Source organism: Clostridium sp. UBA5712 (assembly GCF_002419845.1).
GTDB lineage: Bacteria > Bacillota > Clostridia > Clostridiales > Clostridiaceae > Clostridium_J > Clostridium_J sulfidigenes.
Window position 1 is genome coordinate 324,182 of the sequence record NZ_DIGW01000010.1, and the last position, 18,663, is coordinate 342,844.

The window sequence follows — 18,663 nt, forward strand, 5'->3', positions numbered from 1 at the left end:
TGTTTTTTATTTTATAACTTTGTGGCATATTTTTTTTCAAAATAGTGAACTACTTCATACATTAAATAAGCAATTATTGAAAGAATAACTACACTCATCATTACCATATCTAATTGTGCTACTTGTCCTCCATATACTATTAAGAAACCAAGTCCTTTTTTTGCTACTAAAAATTCTCCCATTATAACTCCTACCCAAGAAAGTCCTACACTAATCTTTAGTGCAGATATAAAAGTTGGTGTCGTAGCAGGAATGATTAAGTTAGTTAAAATTTTAAACTTTGACGCACCAAAGGTCTTTAAGAGTTTTATTTTATCTTCTTCTACTTCTCTAAAGCCTGAAAGTATACTTATTATTGTAGAAATTATGGAGATTAACAATGCCATGATTATAATTGCCTTCATTCCATTCCCTGCCCAGAATATTATTATAGGTCCTAAAGCTACTTTAGGAAGTGCATTTAGGACTACAATATATGGATCTAAAACATTGGAAAGAAAGTCTGACCACCACAACATTATTGCAATTATAGTCCCTAAAAAGGTTCCTAAAGTAAATCCAATTATAGTTTCAAAACAAGTTATTGTTATATGATTAATTAAAGCTCCCTCATTATACAACTTTATAAAACTCTTAAACATTCTTAATGGTGTACTGGTTAAAAACGGGTCAATAATCTTTAAATTGCCTAATACTTCCCAAAGAAGAAAAAATGCAACTAATATAAGTATTCTAGTAAAAATAATCTTTCTTCTGTTTCTTTTTACCTTCTTTAAATATTCATCATGTTCCTTACTTATCATCATAATCCATCTCCTTCCATATATCATTAAAATATACTCTAAACTTACTGTGTTCACGACACTTTAAAGGAGTTAGATTTTCTCCATCAAATTCTATCTTTATAATTTTCTTTATTACTGCCGGTCTTTTTGATAGCACTATTACCCTAGATGACATAGACACAGCCTCTGAAATGTCATGGGTGACCATAATGGCTGTTTTACCTTCATTTTTAATTATTTCGTATATTTCATCACTGACATTGAGTCTAGTTTGATAATCTAGGGCTGAAAATGGTTCGTCTAAAAGTAAAACTTCTGGGTCTAAAGCTAAGGTTCTAATTAAAGCAACTCTTTGCCTCATGCCGCCTGATAACTGTCTTGGATAATGGTCCTTAAACTCCCATAGATTATAGTTTTTTAATAATTTCTCTAATTTTATTTTTGCATCATCATTCATCATTTTTTTAATTTTTAATCCTATACTTACATTCTGCAATACCGTTAACCACTCAAAAAGTTGATCCTTTTGAAACATGTATCCAATTTTATCTGAGTACCCTTCTTGAACACGTCCATCAACTAATATATCTCCTGATGAAGCTTCAATAAGCCCAGATACTATATTTAAAAGTGTGGATTTTCCGCATCCTGAAGGTCCAACTATACTTACGAACTCTCCACCGTCTACTGTGAAGTTAATATCTTTTAAAGCAACAGTCTCTGCAGATAGTGTATGATAATTCATGTAAACATTCTTTATCTCTATTCTATTCATATCTCCATCTCCATATCTTTATTTTTTATCTTCTTAGTTTTCTAATTTCTTTTCTATTATTACTTATAATCCTTAGCTTTAAAGTTCTTTAATATTTTATAGTACTAATATATGAGGTTATAATAAATGTTGATAATAAAACTTATACCATATATAAATAAAAGGAATATGCCTTTAAAATCCTAAAGACATGTTCCTTTAAAATTATTTATTTGTATATATAATTTATAGATTTTAATGATTTTAAAAAATCATTTTTTCTTTATTTCTTCATAGCCTTTTCACTAATTGAATTATTAACTATATCTTTAAATGGTGGTCTTTTAGTTAAAAGTTCAGAGTCGTAGGATTCTATAATATCCATTAATCTATTCATATCCTCTTCACTTACCGTTGGAGTTTTAGCGTAAGCCTCTATTTTTTTATAATTCCTCACCACTGTTGCTATTACTTCTTCATCTGTTCCTGGAAAGAAATCTTTTATAGAATTGGCAACTGTAGCATCCTCATTAGACATTACCCACTCCTGCCCCTTTTGAATAGCCTTAACAAATCTTACTAACAAGTCTTCATTCTCATTAATATAAGATTGAACAGTATAAAAACATGTATATGGAAGGTTTCCAGCGCTTTCTCCAATAGATGCTACTACAGATCCATTTATTTCATTTGCTATTACACTAGCAGTTGGTTCAAATATTGCAGCATAGTCTCCAGTACCACCTTTAAATGCTCCTGGAACTGCGTCAAATGCTATATTAGTAACTAAATTTAAGTCCTTTTCTTTGTCGATATTTTCATTTTTTAATACATACTCAAGAGCCATTTCAGGTACTCCACCCGGTCTTCCTCCTATAACTGTCTTCCCTTTAATGTCTTGCCATGAAAACTCACTATGTTTTTCTCTAGATACTAAAAATGATCCGTCCTTTTGAGTTAACTGGGCAAATACTACTGGATAATCTTCTCTACCTTGATTATAAATATACATTACTTGCTCTGGTCCTGAGAATCCAATATTAACACTTCCACTAATAAGTTGTTGCATGGTTTTATCTGCACCTTGGCCTGTGGAAAGTTCAATCTCAATTCCTTCTTCTTCAAAGAATCCCTCACTAATTGCTGCATACATTGGTGCATAAAAAATGGATCTAGTTACTTCATTAAGTCGTATAGTTGTTATTTTATCTTTATTTCCTTGATTTTCTTTGTCTGATGTCTTATTTTTATTACATCCTGTAAATAAGCCAACACATATAAATGCACAAATTAAAGCACTTAATAACTTAATAGTTTTCTTTCTCATAATTTCCTCCTAGAATAATATTAGTAATACAGTTTAACACTTCACTTCTCATACTCTATAATATGTAGAATAATGATTTTTGCTAACTAAAGTTTATAACTAACAATTATTAATATTGAAAAAGTATAATTGTATAACCTAAAAATACTGTGCCATTTGACATGTATCATAGCCCATGTTAGTATCCTTGTGTAGCATTACTGAATTTATATATTCTATTCATTTTAAAATATAAGGAGGATTTCTATGTCTATAGCAATAATGGCATGTAGAAAGTTAGTCGGTCAATGTGCTGGAACTGGATGTTTTGATGCCTATAACAATTTAACTGATACCTTTCGAAAGTATGAAAATTCAAAACCTATATTATCAAGCTTCTTCTATTGTAGTGGTTGTGATACAACTATATCAGATCAAGAAGATTGGAATCATAAAATAGAGCAACTTAAAAGAAAAAAAGTCGATACCATTCATATAGCTCTTTGTATAGATGTTGAGTGTGATAATTATAATAAGCATGAAAAGCTTTTAAAGAATCATGGATTTAATGTAATTCATGGAACTCATAAATAATTAGATTTATTATATAATTTAAAGAAATCAATTAAAATCTAATATTAATAATTATATTAAAAAGTGACTAATAGATAAAAGTTCAATTGGTCACTTCTATATTTTTATCATATATTTTATCACCTAATTGTTAGTAATAGCTCCAATTCATCTTATTATCTATATAGTTACATTTATTTATAAAATTATATATATTGTATTTTTATGTTATAATATAATTAAAATATACAAGGAGATGATAAATTTGGAACTTAATTGGAGTCTTAAAGAGCTTTATTCTTCCTTTGAATGCAATGAATTTAAAGAGGATTTGAATAATCTAGATGAACTTATAGAAAATTTCATAACTACTACTAATAACATTATTGATAGTACAGATTCACCTGATAAGTTGTTAGAAAATTTCATATCTATGAATATAGAATTAAAAACTCTAGCAAGAAAATTAGGTAGTATGGTTCACTTAACTCTTAGTGTAGATACCAAAAATTCAACTGCTTTAAAATATGATGATATTCTTTCTTCTAAAATTAGTAATCTAGCTGAAAGCGAAGCTAAAATTACAAAATGGATTGGTAATCTTAAAGATTTAGATAAAATAATTCAAGGTTCTAGATTACTTAGTGACCATAATTTTTTCCTTAAAGAAAAAGCAGAAAATGCAAAATATATGCTAAGTGATAAAGAAGAAGCTATAATAGCAAAAATGAAAAATACTGGATCAGACGCTTGGTGCAAACTTAAAAATGTGCTAACCTCTGGCCTTATGGTTGATATAAAACTACATGGAGAAAATAGACAACTACCCTTATCTATGATTAGAAACATGGCTTATGAGGCTGACTCAACTATTAGAAGAAAAGCTTATGAGGCTGAAATTAAGGCTTATGAAAAAATTCATGATGGTATGGCTGCTGCTATTAATGGAATAAAGGGCGAAGTTATAACACTTTGTGATATAAGAGGGTTTTCTTCTCCACTAGATAAAACTCTTTTTAATTCAAGGATGGATAGAAAAATTTTAGACTCAATGCTCGATGCTATTAAAGAATATCTTCCTATATTTAGAAAGTATCTCAAAAGAAAAGGCGAACTTTTAGGCCATAAAAATGGTCTACCATTTTATGATTTATTTGCGCCTATGGGTAATGCTGATATGACTTACACCTATGAAGATGGATGTAAGTGTGTAATTGATAATTTTAGAACCTTTAGTGATGACTTAGCAGATTTCGCTAAAAATGCCATGGAAAAATCATGGATAGATGTTTTACCTAAAGCAGGAAAGGTAGGAGGTGCATTTTGCTCTAGACTTCCTCATGTAGGTGAGAGTAGGGTGTTATTAAACTATGGTAATGCCTTTAGTGATGTAGTTACCCTTTCCCATGAGCTTGGTCATGGGTATCATGGATATTGCCTTAACAATGAAAGTATATTAAATGCACATTATCCTATGCCAATAGCAGAAACAGCTTCTAACTTCTGTGAGACTATAGTAAAAAAAGCAGCTATTAAAACTGCTACTAAAGATGAGGCTTTCTCTATCTTAGAAACTGAAATTAGTGACTGTACTCAAGTTATAGTTGATATTTATAGTAGGTTTCTGTTTGAGAGTGAATTATTTAAAATAAGAAAAGAAAGATCTCTTAGTGTAAAAGATTTAAATGAAATAATGATTAATGCCCAAAAAGAAGCTTATGGTGATGGCCTTGATTCTAACTTCCTTCATCCATACATGTGGGCTTGTAAAACTCATTACTATTATGCTGAAAATAATTTCTATAACTTCCCTTATGCCTTTGGTCAATTATTTGCAAAAGGTCTTTATGCAGAATACTTAAAGAGGGGCGATTCCTTCCCAGAACAATATAAAACCCTTCTTTCAGCAACAGGGAAAAATTCTTTAAGCGATATAGCTAAAATAATGAATATTGATATCTCTTCTAAAGACTTTTGGATAACTTCTCTAAAAATGATAGAAGAAGACATTAATCTATTCTTAAAATATAATAGTTAAAGTACTTAAGATTATATTAGAAATTTAAGAAAACAGTCTGATTTAAATTATTTTAATCAGACTGTTATTATTTTGCATACTTAGTAAATTAGTAAACTCTATACTATTTCTCTAAGCCTGCAGCTTCTCTTATTTTATCTATATTCTTATCTTCTTTATTTTTCTGAAGCATCATGTAAACATATATTGGTATTCCTACAAGCATTAATATAAATCCATACATTACTACATCAGCTCCTGTTCCATATATAGCATATATAGAATAAGCAAATGCAAGTAATGAGAAGAATGAACTCTTTAAGAAGTTTATAAAGCTAAAATCTTTTGATTTCTTACATAGTAATACTATTTCAGCAGCTGCTGAGAATGTGTATGCTGGTAAGAAAGATAATGTAGCTAGTAATATCATAAAGTCAAAGGCACTTCTAAGAGACCCTACATAGTTCATTATTAAAAGTAAATTCATGCATATACTTCCTATAACAAGAGATGCCACAGGAGTATTAAATTTAGGATTTATACGTTTAAATATTGCTGGGAATAATCCATCTTCAGCTGCTCCAACAGCACTTCTAGCTGTTGTTAATAACCATCCAGAAGTTGCTCCTAAAGTAGAAATTAGTGCACCAGCTGCTATGAAAGTCCCCCCCCATGAAGCTCCTGTAGCTTTATTTATAATATCTGCTAGCGGTGCATCTGAATTTGCAAGAGCTGCTTGATCCATAGCACCCATAGAAACAACACTCATTACTATATATATGGCAGACACTATTACTATTCCATATATAGTACTTTTTTTAATATTTTTCTCTGGATTTTTTATCTCTCCACCTGCTACTGTAGCACTTTCTAATCCTACAAAAGCCCATAGTGCTATAGCTATAGCTGATGGTAATGTTCCCATTCCGCTTACTTCTGGACTAGATACAGTCTTCATATAGCTTGGATCAAAATTTAGTGCAGCAATTACAATAAATACTACAAGTACTGCAATTTTTAATACTGTTGATATAACTCCTATTTTTCCAACATATTTTACACCATATATATTTATTAATGTAAATATCCATACCACTGCAGAAGATATCAAGAATGCTGCTAGTGGATTGTTTGCAGCTGGAACAAAGTATGTAAAATAACTCATAAATGCTGTAATTATAGCTGCATTTCCTACCCATGCACCTATCCAAAAGGACCATGCAATTAGAAAACCTGCAAAATCACCAAAGGCAGCTCTTGTATAAACAATAGGACCTCCAGTTTTAGGCATTTTTGATCCTAAATTAGCAAAGCTTAAAGCAATAAGTAATGATCCTATTGAAGTTAAAACCCATGCTAGTATAGCTACTTTTGGGTTTGTTACTCTTGCGAAACTTGCCGGTGACATAAAAATTCCTGAACCTATTACATTCCCAACTACGATAGCTGTAGCTGCAGCTAGTCCAAGATCTCTCTTTAGTGAAGCATCAGTTTGTATTCCGTCTTTTTTAGCCATTTTTTTCCCCCTATAATTGATTTCTTTTAAAAGTAGTTAATTTACTTCTAGAAACCTTAGACATTAAATTTCCACTCAATTATCTAGTTTAATTTAATCGATTACAAAAATCAACCTATTTTTAAATAAATTTTAATATTTTAAAAGGATTTTTATCGATATTTATATATAAGTTGTATGTTTAATGTTTATTATGAACAATATTATATTAAATCAATTTTTATCCATAATATATTTTCTACTTTCTATATAAAATTCTTCATAAAGTCCATCATTAATTTTCATCAATAAGGAACAAAACTCTATGAAAAAATCTTCTTCATAGAGTTTATTTAAAATTAATATTTAAATTATCTTGATATTGTAGTATTTACTTTAACTGTATCCCTTTTTAGGATAAACATTAAAAATCTTATAAACACATATAATACTATAACAGTTGCAATTACCTCTTGAAATTTAACTACATATTTTAGCCAAGAAATTTCTTTTCCAGCTTTCATCAAAAATCCATTAGTACCCTTCATTGCAATTGCACTTATTACCATAGGGAATGTAAATGCAGCATAACTGGGATAAAATTTAAGTCTTAACCCCTGTACAAGATACACTATTCCACATATATATAATACCATTACCAATACTGCTAAAAACATGACCATATTAATATTCTTTTCTGAAAAAGAATTTAAATATGCAGCAAGTGTAAGTGCAGCTGGCGCTGCAAATATTACTGTGGTTGGAAAGGCTGGTTCTGGTATTCCCTTTACTATAAGGGTTCTATAACCTAAAACAGGAATTAATATAATAAGTGAAATAAAGGCAATCCAGAAAAAAGCTTGTCCTAGTTGAGCTAATTTAAATGCTGGTGCAGTTATTCCACCTACACCTATTCCCACATAAACAATGAATGTACTTGGAAACATCTTCTTAATATCAAATTTTAATATAAAGTTTTTAGAATAAAATATTATTAGGCCTATATGTATTAGTACCCCCACCCACCATAGAATAAATCCAGATGAGAAAGATATTTCCTTTAAATATGCAGATAAAAGCATAACCCCCATGGAGTAGGTAGGTATAACTGCTGCAATAACGGGATGTTTTATTTCTTCTTTTACATCTTTCCAGCAAGTTATAATCTTTATTGTAAGAAGTATTAATATTATTGCAGATATCACTCCAAGGATATTTTTAAATACTATATTGTATGATGATAATAAATTTCCTAATGAAGCTAATGCTAGCATTACAGCTGCCATTGGCAATGGTATTTTTTTTATATAATTCATATTCATTTTCCTCAACTATTCATCAATATTTTCAATATTTAATTCTCTTACAATAATTTCTGCAGCCTTTTCTGCCATTTCTCCAGTAAATCTTATGCATTGTGCTTTATGCTCACCAGATGCCATATCCATACCTTTAGTTTGAACACTGCAACATAAACATTTATGCTTTTGTCTAAAACTATCTTGTAATTCATAGGCTAACTGTAAAGCTTTAACACTCTTGGGATCTTGAGGATTACTTCCTTTAGTTCTTCCAAAAAAGTATCCAAGACATAAAACAGCTCCTGTAACAGCTCCACATGTACATTTTGATTTTCCGATACCTACTGGAAATCCAGAAGCCATGGCAATCATTTCATCTGGCATGTCTACTTCAAAGTTACTTTTAATAGATGCAACTATTGCTTCTGAACAATAAAACTCACCTTTTCTGAAATGTTCTTCTGCAACTTCTCTAACCTTTTTCACACTAATTTTTTCAATCATTACATATACCCTCTTTCATATTTAATTCATCTTCATTATAACTATTTGCTAATAAATAAACTTTAATAATTATAATATTAAATAGTTATATTTTATCTATTTGAATTTCAAATATACTATGAATTAATATTAGGTATTTGCCAATCAATTTCTTTTTGTTCCAAAGATTTTAATATATCATTAGTCTTTGAGAAATGCTTACATCCCATAAACCCTCTAGTTGCAGATAAAGGACTAGGATGTACTGAAGTTAAAATATAGTGATTAGGATTTGTAATAAACTTCATCTTTTCCTTTGCATTATTTCCCCATAATAAAAATACTATAGGCTTCTCTCTTTCATTTAATAATGTTATTATTCTATCAGTAAAACATTCCCAGCCCTTATTTTTGTGTGAATTGGCCTCACCTTCTCTTACTGTAAGTACAGCATTCAAAAGTAATACTCCTTGTTTTGCCCAAGGAACTAAGTAACCATTATTAGGAATATAGCACTCTAAATCACTTTTTAATTCCTTATACATATTTAAAAGAGATGGTGGAATTCTAACTCCAGGTTGAACTGAAAAAGATAATCCATGTGCCTGACCAGCTCCATGATATGGATCTTGCCCCAATATTACCACCTTAACATCCTCGTAAGATGTAAATTTAAGGGCATTAAAAATATTATTCATATCTGGGAATACATTTCCAGTTTTATATTCACTAATCAAAAATTGTCTTAATTTTATGTAATAAGGCTTATCAAATTCTCCTTTTAGCTTTTCATCCCAATAATTTCCTATATTTACCATTACTAATCATCCTTTCCATCCATTACTTATACAATTATATTTATATAATTACTTATAAAAACTTTTATGTCAATAACTCTTATAAAAGAAAGCCCTTCTGCTACTGTGCAGAAAGGCTTTCACCATTTATTATAACAATAAAATCATTACACTATCATGATATTATTTCCGGTACTTCCCCCGTTCTTTATCCCATGATAACTCTTCAGAAAATTCCTCTTTAAATTTCCTTAGTTGCTGCTTTGTTTTGGGGCTAGTAGCTATATGTGTAGATTGATAAACATTCTTCATAAGCTATTCCTCCTTCAAATTCTCGTTTCTATGAAATTCACTTAAATATTCACAGGCATGAAAACTTACTACAAAACAAATAATGATTTTATTGGTATGATAATAGTATGTCATGAAAAAATTTTTTTATGTATTTATAAAAAAACTTTTTTTAAACTCACATTCCAATTTAAATTGTATATTATGATATTGTAATACTATTAAGGAGCATGTTATGTTCATTAGGAAACCCTATGATATAAACTCACAAAATTATTATACTAATAGATACTTAGATGACGAAGAAAGTTGTAATGAGTGTTTTGATGAAAGGATAGTACCTCCATTTTTCCCAGGAGGTCCTGGCCCATCAGCACCACCATGGAATCAACCACCAAGACCCCCAGTATCACAACCTGGTTCACCTTCAGGTCCACAATCAGGAGGACCTCCAGGACCTCCCCCAAATATGACGCCTAAGAAATCATTTTCTTCAGGACCACAGACTAAAGCTGTATCCCCTGGATCTATAAGACCTTGTAGATTCCAATTTGTATATATATGGCTTCGTAATGGAAATTCTTTTTGGGCATGGCTTATTAATGTCGATAGACGAACTGCCTATGGATTTAGATGGACTGGCTGGAGATGGGTTTACTTTGGTATAAGCTTAAACAGAATAGATTACTTTGAATGCTTTGGTAGACGTTATACCCCACCAGAAGATAATCTTACACCTACCTTAGAAACTCAAGTATTATCACCTTCACAATTCAAACTTGAATATCCATTTATTGAAAATGCTGAAAATGGAGATACTGCTAGTATAGTGAATCAAGAAATTATTGATTCATTGAATTCTTTATGGCTTAATGAAGTTTTAGTTCCTGATAAAGTGAACTTTACAACAGTAGAAAGTGCTTATGAAGTTCCGCTAAATTCTGATGGTCTATTAAGTATAGTAATGTCTTTGTACACAGAAACTGAAGATAATCCAGCTGGCAGTACTTTATTTACTTCTTTAACTATGGATGTTAATACTGGAGAGGTCTATGACTTTGGTAATTTATTTAATAATAGCATGAACTATACTCAAATTGTTAGTGATATAGCTACACAAAAGGCTAATGAAATGAATATAAATTTCACTACACCATATACCGGAGTTACAGATACCCAAAAATTCTATTTAACTCCTGAAGGCTTAGTATTATATTATCAAGTTGATGAATTTACACCAGCCTCTAGTGGATTATTTAGAATTACTATTCTTTATAATGAACTTTCCAATATTTTATATCCAGAAAGTCCACTAGTTCGACTTATTCAAACTCAGTTCCGTTAACGAATAACTATAATATTTAACACTTAATAAATTAATTATAAAGTAGGACTTATTTTAAAGTAATTTTAAATAAGTCCTTTTCTTAATTTATTCTTAGATTTTATATGTTCTATCACTGTAATTTTCAACAGAGCCTTTAACTAAGTCATATTATTTAAAAGAGTATATTGTATTAATATCTTTAGCTGTATAATAGTATTATATAAATATAATTTAGTTTAGAAGGTAGGTTTTAAATTATGTATAACTATCTCACTGAAAAATCAGTTCAAATTCTAAAAGATGAACTCGAACATAGAAAAAATGTAGTTAGATTTCAGATAAATGAAGAATTAAAAGAAGCTAGAGCTCATGGAGACTTAAGCGAAAATTTTGAGTACAAAGCAGCTAAAAAGAATAGAGCTGATAATAATAGACGTATGGGATATCTAGAAAAAATGATTAAAACGGCAAAAATAATAAATGATGACATATCAGAAAATCAGGTTGGTGTTGGAAAAATTGTAACCCTAAGATTTCTAGATGATGATGAGGAAGAAGATTTCACCATGGTAACCACTGTTGAAGCAGATCCTCTTAATAATAAAATTAGCATAGAGTGTCCTTTAGGAAAAGCGTTATACAAAAGAAATTTAGGTGAAAAAGCAGAAGTTACATCTCCAGATGGCTCTTATAGTGTAGTCATAGAAAAGCTCGAAATGATAAAATAATAAAAGTGGCTATGTCAAAATAATCTAAATCTCATTTTGACACAGCCTTCTACTTTATATTAAATCACTTCTACAGATATTTTTTTTCTGATGTATTATCGAGTAATAAATTCTTCTTCTTAGTCATGTAATATAGAATCATCACAATAGTTATTCCTTTAAGAACACTACTCATACTAATGCTCCACCAAACTCCATCTATGCCTAAAAGGTTTGGTGATGATAATATCATAGATGCTGGAACTCTAAGTCCTGTCAGTATAATGCTTACAGCTGCAGGTATATATGTTCGTCCTAAACCATTGAACATTCCTACTGTTGTAATTTCAATACACATAAACAATTGAGAATATCCAAGGATTCTTAAATAATCTGTACCTAACCTTATAGCTTCTTTTTCTTTTATGAATACTGAAAAAATTCCTTTTCCTCCTATTATTAATACTAGAGTGGCTAAAATTCCAACTACTCCTGCTATTAAAATAGTAGCTTTATAGCCTTCCTTAATTCTATCATGTTTTTTAGCTCCATAATTTTGTCCTACAAAAGAACTAAGGGCTGTTGAAAATCCACCTGCAGTCATCCAAGTTATTGCTTCAATTTGAACTCCTACTTTTTGTACTGCTATAGCGACTTCACCAGATCCAGCTATTACCCTTGCTATTAAAATAGAAAAAGTAGTAAATAATCCGCTTTGAACTCCAGAAGGAATTCCAAGTTTACATATAGTTTTTATAGCTCTAAAATCAGGTTTCTTTAATAGAGTAAATTTTAAATATTTTTCTTTACTCTTTAAAATAGATATTAAGAAACAAGTTACAACTATACTTTGTGACCCTATTGTTGCTAAGGCCGCTCCTAAGACTCCCATCTTTGGAATAGGTCCCATACCATAAATTAAAATTGGGTCAAATACTATATTAACTACTAAACCAACAGTGTTAATAATAAAGGGTGTCTTACTGTTACCTGCTCCATTAAATATTGCTGTTAGTACTGGTATTAAATTTGTTATAACCATCCCCATAGCTATTGTAGCTAGATAAGTTTCTGCCATAGATATAACTTTCACATTTTCTAACTGGAAAAATGCTAAAAACTTACTTCTAAATAATAGTATTATTACTCCCATGATTAAAGATAATACTATATTAATTTGTAGGGCACTAACAATATAATTCCTTGTAGCTTTTTCATCTTTACGTCCCAAGCTTTGGGATACTTTTACCTCTGCACCTACCTTAGCTATCATGGTAAGAGCTGCAGCTAAGTTACTAAAAAAACCTGCTGTTCCTACTGCTGCTACTGCTGTACTTCCTATTCTTCCAACCCAAAGCATGTCTGTTAGATTGTATGCCATTTGAATAAATGAAGTTGCCATAATAGGAAGAGCTAATTGAACTAGCTTTCCACTTATAGACCCTTCTGTTAAGTCTATTCTTTTCTCCATAATATCAATCCCCACCACTATAAAATTTTATGCTATTAATATTTCTACAACACCTCAATAAATATTTTACTTCGTACTACGAAGAATGTCTACATAATTTTAACATGAATTTTTCTTGAAATTATTTTATTATTTCAATTTTCCCTAATTATATTTGATATAACAAAAATACCATGGTTTATGTATAACTAATTAATTTATTATACATAAACCATGGTAAATAACATATTTAACTTACATATATTCAATTTACTTTTTTAAAATCATAATATCCTCTATGGTAGCCCTATCTACTACAATATTATCTCCTAAAATTTCTCTTACTTTATCGACTTGTGATGTTAACCCTTCGAAACCAAATCTATTTTTACTTATGCCTTCAAAGTGTTTCTCAACTTCCTTTGTAAGTATATTGCAGTCCCCTTTAATAATTTTGTAGGCTTCCATTATTTCATCCTTTGGTTTTGAGAATACAATACTTCCATCCTTTATAAAAGTAATATAATCTGCTATTCTTTCAAGGTCTGAAGTTATATGAGTAGATATTAATACCCCCATATTTTCATTTTCCATTAAACTTTGAAGTTCTTCTAACACTTCCGATCTAACCACTGGGTCTAATCCCACAGTAGGTTCATCCATTATTATAAACTCTGCTCCATGGCTAAGGGCTATACATAATGAAAATTTCATTCTCATACCCTTAGATAATTCTTTTAGTTTTTTATCCTTATTAAGCTCAAACTTATTTAAATAATAATTAAATTTATCCTTATCCCACTTACTATATAACATAGAAACCATGTTGCCATTTTCTTTTAAAGACATATGGTCGTAGTAGCAAACTTCATCATAAACAAAACCTATTCTATCTTTTATTTCCCTTTCAAATTTAACGTTATCTTTATCAAATATCTTTATATCTCCACTGTCCTTCTTTACTAAATTCATTATAAGTTTTATTAACGTAGTTTTACCTGCCCCATTTTCACCAATTAACCCCATAATAAATCCCTTAGGCAACTGTAAAGAAACATTATTTATCTTAAAGTTTTTATATTTTTTACATAAATTATCCACATGCAATATATTATCCATCATATTCCTCCTACTATAGGTTATATTCTTCAGCAAGTACTCTTAAACTTTCTATGATTTCTTCTACTGATATTCCAGCTTTAGAACCTTCCTCTATTGCCTTAATTAGATAGTCTTCCATATTTCTCATAATAGATTCTTTTAAAAGTTCCTTATCTTGAACATTTACAAAGGATCCCTTCCCTGGAACTGTGTATATAAACCCTTCTCGTTCTAGCTCATCATAAGCTCTCTTAGTTGTAATTACACTAATTCTCAGATCTTTAGCAAGTCCTCGTATAGATGGCAATGGCTCATTAGGCTCTAACTTATTTGTTAAAATATCGTCCTTTATTTGTTTTTCTATCTGAGAATATATGGGTTCTCCCGAAGAGTTGTTTATTATTATATTCATTGAAATTCCTCCAAGTTTAAATGTATTCTGAAAATTTTTATCTACCTATAAATCTCTCTTTCTATATCCAATTATAGACAATACTATAAAGAAAAAATATATTATAATTCCTATTAGAATAATACCTATAGCTAAATACACTCTAGGAATTGTACTTACTAATAAATACTTGCTAATTCCTTTGAAAATATTAGGGCGTATCTTATCAATAAGCTTCAAAATAATTATAGGCACATTTATAACTGCAATAATAATGATTGCAGAGTATTTTGCAGCAACACTATAATCATATCTATAGTATATAAAATTCGTAACCCCAATTATTAAACAGTAATATATAAAGGATAAAGATTGGATAATATAAATTATATATAAATTTTCTTGATTAAAGTTTCCAACTAACAATACTATTGACATAAGTATAGATGAACATAAAACATAAATTATGAAATAATAAATAAATTTACTTATCACTACATCAACTCTTCTTACCGGAAAGCTATTAATTATCACATCATAGTTTCTTCTCATTTCATCTGTGGCTGTAAATTTATTTGCTATTAACGGTACTATGAAGGTTCCCAATAAATAAATCAAAAGTGTAGCTTCAAAGCTGTACATAGAAGCAAAACATAATGCTATCCCTACAACTAAAAGAGAAATAGTATAGATATATCGACTAGTCATAAAGTCCTTTTTTAAAAGAGCTCCCATAAATTCTCCTCCTAAAAATCTTTCTTTTCATAAATAACCACTGATATAGTAGCAATTAAAGCTAAAATACCTAATACCAGTGCACTTAATATAATGTTACTTACTAAAGTATTACTTTGAAATATCACTAAAAGTCTTTCTATGCTAGATAACCACCCAGGTAATGCTTCTCCTTTAAGATACTCACCTATGGTTAAAGTTCCTGCCATTATAACAAAGAAGATAACAAAGTAAAATATCTTTGCAAACTTTATTCCTAATGAAAAATATACACAATAATAAAGAGCTACAAATATAAGAATATAACTAACAGTCCCTTTAATTACAGATGGAGGCAATTTTAAATACTCTGCTGGATATATCATATAAATTAGATTATTTAATAGCACTCCTATTACTGTTACTATGATTATCCACATAATAGAAAACAGAAACTTACCTAATACATAATCACTTCTTTTACAAGGACTACTAAGTATACTAATATGAATCTTATCTCTAGCTTCCATTTCAGTAAAGGCTATACTAATTACCCCACCCATTAGTAAAAAATAATTAAATAAGCCAGCTCCTTTATTCCCAACTCCAAACAATATAACTACTACTATCATAATTAATCCACTTTTGTTGCTGTATAGATTAAATACTCCCCTTAAATCTCTCATGGCCATTTTCCACATTTATTTTCTTACCCCCTTATTCATAGCTACCATAATTTCCTCTAAAGATGGCTTTTCACTAACAATTTTCTGCCTTATACTTTTTTCAATGTATTTATCTTTAATTATTCCTTCAAAACCATATGGTGTTTCTCTCAATCCATATATAACTTTTTCATCAAGTTTACTTAATAAAGTCTTATCCCCTTTAATTATTTTATATTCCTCCATTAATTCACTAGTAGCTTTAGAGAAAACTATCTTTCCCTTTTGGATGTAAGTTATATAATCTGATATCTTCTCTAAATCAGAAATTATATGACTTGAAATTAAAATACCTATATTTTCGTCTTGTATGACCTCTTGAAATACATCTAAAATATCACGCCTCATAACTGGATCTAGTCCTGAAGCCGGTTCATCTAGTATTAAAAATTCTGCATTATGACTTAATGCTAAAGCAATGGCAAATTTCATTTTCATTCCTTTAGATAATTCTTTTACCTTTTGCTTTTTATTTAAGTTAAATTTCCTTAAATAATTCTCAAAGACCTTAGTATTCCAACTTTTATAAAAACCAGAGATTATTTTTTCATTATCTTTAATAGAGATATTTTCATAATAAAAACATTCATCATAAACAAATCCTATACGCTCCTTTATCTCTCTTTCATTGTCAATATTATCTTTACCAAAGATTTGAATTTCACCTTCATCTCTTTTTAGTAAATTCATAATTAGTTTTATAGTAGTTGTTTTACCTGCTCCATTTTCACCTATAAAGCCCATAATATATCCTCTATCTAAACTAAATGAAATATTATCCAACTTAAAATCTTCATATTCTTTAGTCAAATTTTTTATTTCTATTATTTTATTGGACAAAGTAACACCTCCATTAATTCTTATAAATTTTAATTTAAAATTAAGTTTACTATAACTACTGTTTAACGCTGTTAATATTCAGTATGTACAGTACTTATAAAAAAATTAAGCTAAATTGCTTCTTTATACTAACAGTATATATTGTTTATATACACTATGTCAACACTAAATTTAATCCAAAATAAAAACACCTGAGCATTAGTGGCTTGCCAATGCTTAGATGTTTTTATCTACATATATGTTAAACTTCTTATATTCTAAAAATTTGTATTAAAAATAATATGGTGCAGGATCTATATTAGTTCCATTTTTAATAACTTCAAAATGTATATGAGGACCTGTTGACCATCCAGTAGAACCAACATTTGATAGCTGTTGTCCTCCTGCTACTGTTTGTCCAACACTTACTGATAAAGATGAGTTATGAGCGTATAATGTACTAATGTCTCCATGACTTACCACAACAACATTACCGTATCCTTCCATCCATCCTGCATAAGTTACAGTTCCAGCCTTAAGAGAATACACCGGAGCACCATATGGAGCACCTATATCTATTCCTTTATGGAATTCTTGCCCTCTACCTACTGGACTAGTTCTATTTCCAAATGGAGATGTAATAGCATATCTAGTTCCTGTTATTGAGTACATTCCATTAGTGGATACTTGACTTGAAGATGACCCACTATTTGAAGGCTTAGTGTTTGATTGAGAAATTGAACCTCCACGAGAAGGCCTGCTAGCAGCTTTTTCCATAGCTGTTATACTGGCTAAAATTTCTTCAGATTCTGCTTCATTTTGAGCTAAAAGCTTTTCAGCTGTTCCTAATTCATTTTCTGCCTTTGCCATAAGTTTTGTCTTCTCATCTTTTTTAGCATTTAATTCTTCTAAATTTGCATCCACTATAGCTTTTGCATTTTCTAAGGTTTTCTTTTCTTCAGAGGAATCCTTTATATTTTTATCTAATTCTTCTTGATTTGCCTTAAATTTATTTATTTCTTCATTGTCAAAAGAAATTAAGGTATTAATTATATCTATCTTTTCAAAAAAATCTGAAAAACCTTCGGCACTAAGTAGAATTTCTATGTAGCTTGTACCATTGTTTTTATATAAAACTCTTAGTCTTTTATCCATGACCTTTTTATTGGCTTCTAACTCTTTTTTAAGTTCACTAGATCTTTCTTCTAGCTCTTCTATTTTATTAGTTGACTGTGAAATTTGAGCTTGTAAATTATTTACCTCACTATACAACTTGTCCATATTGTTGTCTAACTCTGAAATTTCACTTAATATATTATCTCTGTTTTCTTCTAACTCAGATACTTTAGCCTTATTACTTTCAATTTGCGTTTCAATTTCTTTAGATTTACTTTTTGCATCTGATAAGTCATCTGCTAATACTGTTGATGACATTAAACTACAGCTTACAACTACCGCTGCTATGAATCTTAATTTTTTATTCATGGTTTTCCCCCCTAATGGCACCTTTTCTCCATACTTTTACCAATATCTATTTTTAATTCTAGCAATGTACACCCCCCTTGTCAACATAACTAGGGGTTTTGGTAGAAATTTCATATTTATATGAAACCTTCTAAACTCTTTA

19 protein-coding genes are annotated in these 18,663 nt (G+C 29.7%); 4 read left to right on the forward strand and 15 right to left on the reverse strand.

Annotated elements, in window-relative coordinates; genetic code table 11:
* Positions 1-11 precede the first annotated feature (11 nt).
* The 3 genes from B3B03_RS05480 to B3B03_RS05490 all read right to left on the reverse strand — a co-directional run bounded on the left by B3B03_RS05480 (position 12) and on the right by B3B03_RS05490 (position 2,866).
* Positions 12-806: an ABC transporter permease gene (locus B3B03_RS05480; protein ID WP_414632265.1), complete on the reverse strand. Its 795-nt coding sequence runs from the start codon at positions 804-806 to the stop codon at positions 12-14.
* On the reverse strand, positions 793-1,560 hold the full coding sequence (locus B3B03_RS05485; RefSeq protein WP_035135130.1) for an ABC transporter ATP-binding protein: 768 nt from the start codon (positions 1,558-1,560) through the stop codon (positions 793-795). Before B3B03_RS05485 ends, B3B03_RS05480 begins: the two co-directional genes overlap by 14 nt.
* 262 nt (positions 1,561-1,822) lie before the next feature.
* Positions 1,823-2,866 carry an ABC transporter substrate-binding protein gene (locus tag B3B03_RS05490; protein ID WP_346847714.1) on the reverse strand — a complete coding sequence of 348 codons (1,044 nt, stop codon included), beginning with the start codon at positions 2,864-2,866 and terminating at the stop codon, positions 1,823-1,825.
* Positions 2,867-3,112: 246 nt separating this feature from the next.
* On the opposite strand from B3B03_RS05490, the gene B3B03_RS05495 reads away from it, so the two are divergent.
* On the forward strand, positions 3,113-3,439 hold the full coding sequence (locus B3B03_RS05495) for a CGGC domain-containing protein (protein WP_346847715.1): 327 nt from the start codon (positions 3,113-3,115) through the stop codon (positions 3,437-3,439).
* 244 nt (positions 3,440-3,683) lie between these two features.
* Entirely contained in the window at positions 3,684-5,456 is a 1,773-nt protein-coding gene (locus tag B3B03_RS05500) for a M3 family oligoendopeptidase (protein ID WP_346876658.1), read from the forward strand.
* 103 nt (positions 5,457-5,559) lie between these two features.
* Here the strand turns inward: B3B03_RS05500 and B3B03_RS05505 are convergent, their stop codons facing one another.
* The 5 genes from B3B03_RS05505 to B3B03_RS05525 form a co-directional block, all read right to left on the reverse strand.
* The gene (locus tag B3B03_RS05505) at positions 5,560-6,951 is read right to left on the reverse strand and encodes an amino acid permease (protein WP_346847717.1); all 1,392 of its coding nucleotides are present in this window, start codon (positions 6,949-6,951) and stop codon (positions 5,560-5,562) included.
* Positions 6,952-7,301: 350 nt separating this feature from the next.
* A complete protein-coding gene (locus tag B3B03_RS05510; RefSeq protein WP_346847718.1) occupies positions 7,302-8,246 on the reverse strand; it encodes a TDT family transporter in 945 nt (314 codons plus the stop codon).
* Between the two features lie 15 nt (positions 8,247-8,261).
* Entirely contained in the window at positions 8,262-8,735 is a 474-nt protein-coding gene (locus B3B03_RS05515) for a C-GCAxxG-C-C family (seleno)protein (protein WP_035132349.1), read from the reverse strand.
* Positions 8,736-8,851: 116 nt separating this feature from the next.
* Complete coding sequence (locus B3B03_RS05520) at positions 8,852-9,532, reverse strand: uracil-DNA glycosylase (RefSeq protein ID WP_346847719.1); 681 nt, start codon at positions 9,530-9,532, stop codon at positions 8,852-8,854.
* A gap of 162 nt (positions 9,533-9,694) precedes the next feature.
* Positions 9,695-9,823 (reverse strand): hypothetical protein, encoded by a 129-nt coding sequence (locus tag B3B03_RS05525; protein WP_278245237.1) that lies wholly within the window; start codon positions 9,821-9,823, stop codon positions 9,695-9,697.
* A gap of 214 nt (positions 9,824-10,037) precedes the next feature.
* Between B3B03_RS05525 and B3B03_RS05530 the strand changes: the two genes are divergently transcribed.
* Together B3B03_RS05530 and greA are read left to right on the forward strand one after the other, a co-directional pair.
* Entirely contained in the window at positions 10,038-11,147 is a 1,110-nt protein-coding gene (locus tag B3B03_RS05530) for a DUF3298 and DUF4163 domain-containing protein (protein ID WP_346847720.1), read from the forward strand.
* Positions 11,148-11,386: 239 nt separating this feature from the next.
* Entirely contained in the window at positions 11,387-11,857 is a 471-nt protein-coding gene (gene greA, locus B3B03_RS05535; RefSeq protein WP_346847721.1) for a transcription elongation factor GreA, read from the forward strand.
* A 70-nt stretch (positions 11,858-11,927) separates the two neighbouring features.
* Here greA and B3B03_RS05540 read toward each other — a convergent pair whose 3' ends face one another.
* The 7 genes from B3B03_RS05540 to B3B03_RS05570 all read right to left on the reverse strand — a co-directional run bounded on the left by B3B03_RS05540 (position 11,928) and on the right by B3B03_RS05570 (position 18,521).
* Complete coding sequence (locus B3B03_RS05540; RefSeq protein WP_346876659.1) at positions 11,928-13,307, reverse strand: MATE family efflux transporter; 1,380 nt, start codon at positions 13,305-13,307, stop codon at positions 11,928-11,930.
* A gap of 249 nt (positions 13,308-13,556) precedes the next feature.
* Positions 13,557-14,405, reverse strand: coding sequence for an ABC transporter ATP-binding protein (locus B3B03_RS05545; protein WP_346876660.1), 849 nt, complete (start codon positions 14,403-14,405; stop codon positions 13,557-13,559).
* A gap of 13 nt (positions 14,406-14,418) precedes the next feature.
* A complete protein-coding gene (locus B3B03_RS05550) occupies positions 14,419-14,799 on the reverse strand; it encodes a GntR family transcriptional regulator (RefSeq protein WP_035132342.1) in 381 nt (126 codons plus the stop codon).
* 45 nt (positions 14,800-14,844) lie between these two features.
* Complete coding sequence (locus B3B03_RS05555) at positions 14,845-15,513, reverse strand: ABC-2 transporter permease (RefSeq protein WP_346876661.1); 669 nt, start codon at positions 15,511-15,513, stop codon at positions 14,845-14,847.
* A gap of 11 nt (positions 15,514-15,524) precedes the next feature.
* A complete protein-coding gene (locus tag B3B03_RS05560; protein WP_346876662.1) occupies positions 15,525-16,193 on the reverse strand; it encodes an ABC-2 transporter permease in 669 nt (222 codons plus the stop codon).
* Positions 16,194-17,057, reverse strand: a complete 864-nt coding sequence (locus B3B03_RS05565) for an ABC transporter ATP-binding protein (protein ID WP_346847726.1) — start codon at positions 17,055-17,057, stop codon at positions 16,194-16,196.
* Between the two features lie 270 nt (positions 17,058-17,327).
* The gene (locus B3B03_RS05570; RefSeq protein ID WP_346847727.1) at positions 17,328-18,521 is read right to left on the reverse strand and encodes a murein hydrolase activator EnvC family protein; all 1,194 of its coding nucleotides are present in this window, start codon (positions 18,519-18,521) and stop codon (positions 17,328-17,330) included.
* Positions 18,522-18,663 lie beyond the last annotated feature (142 nt).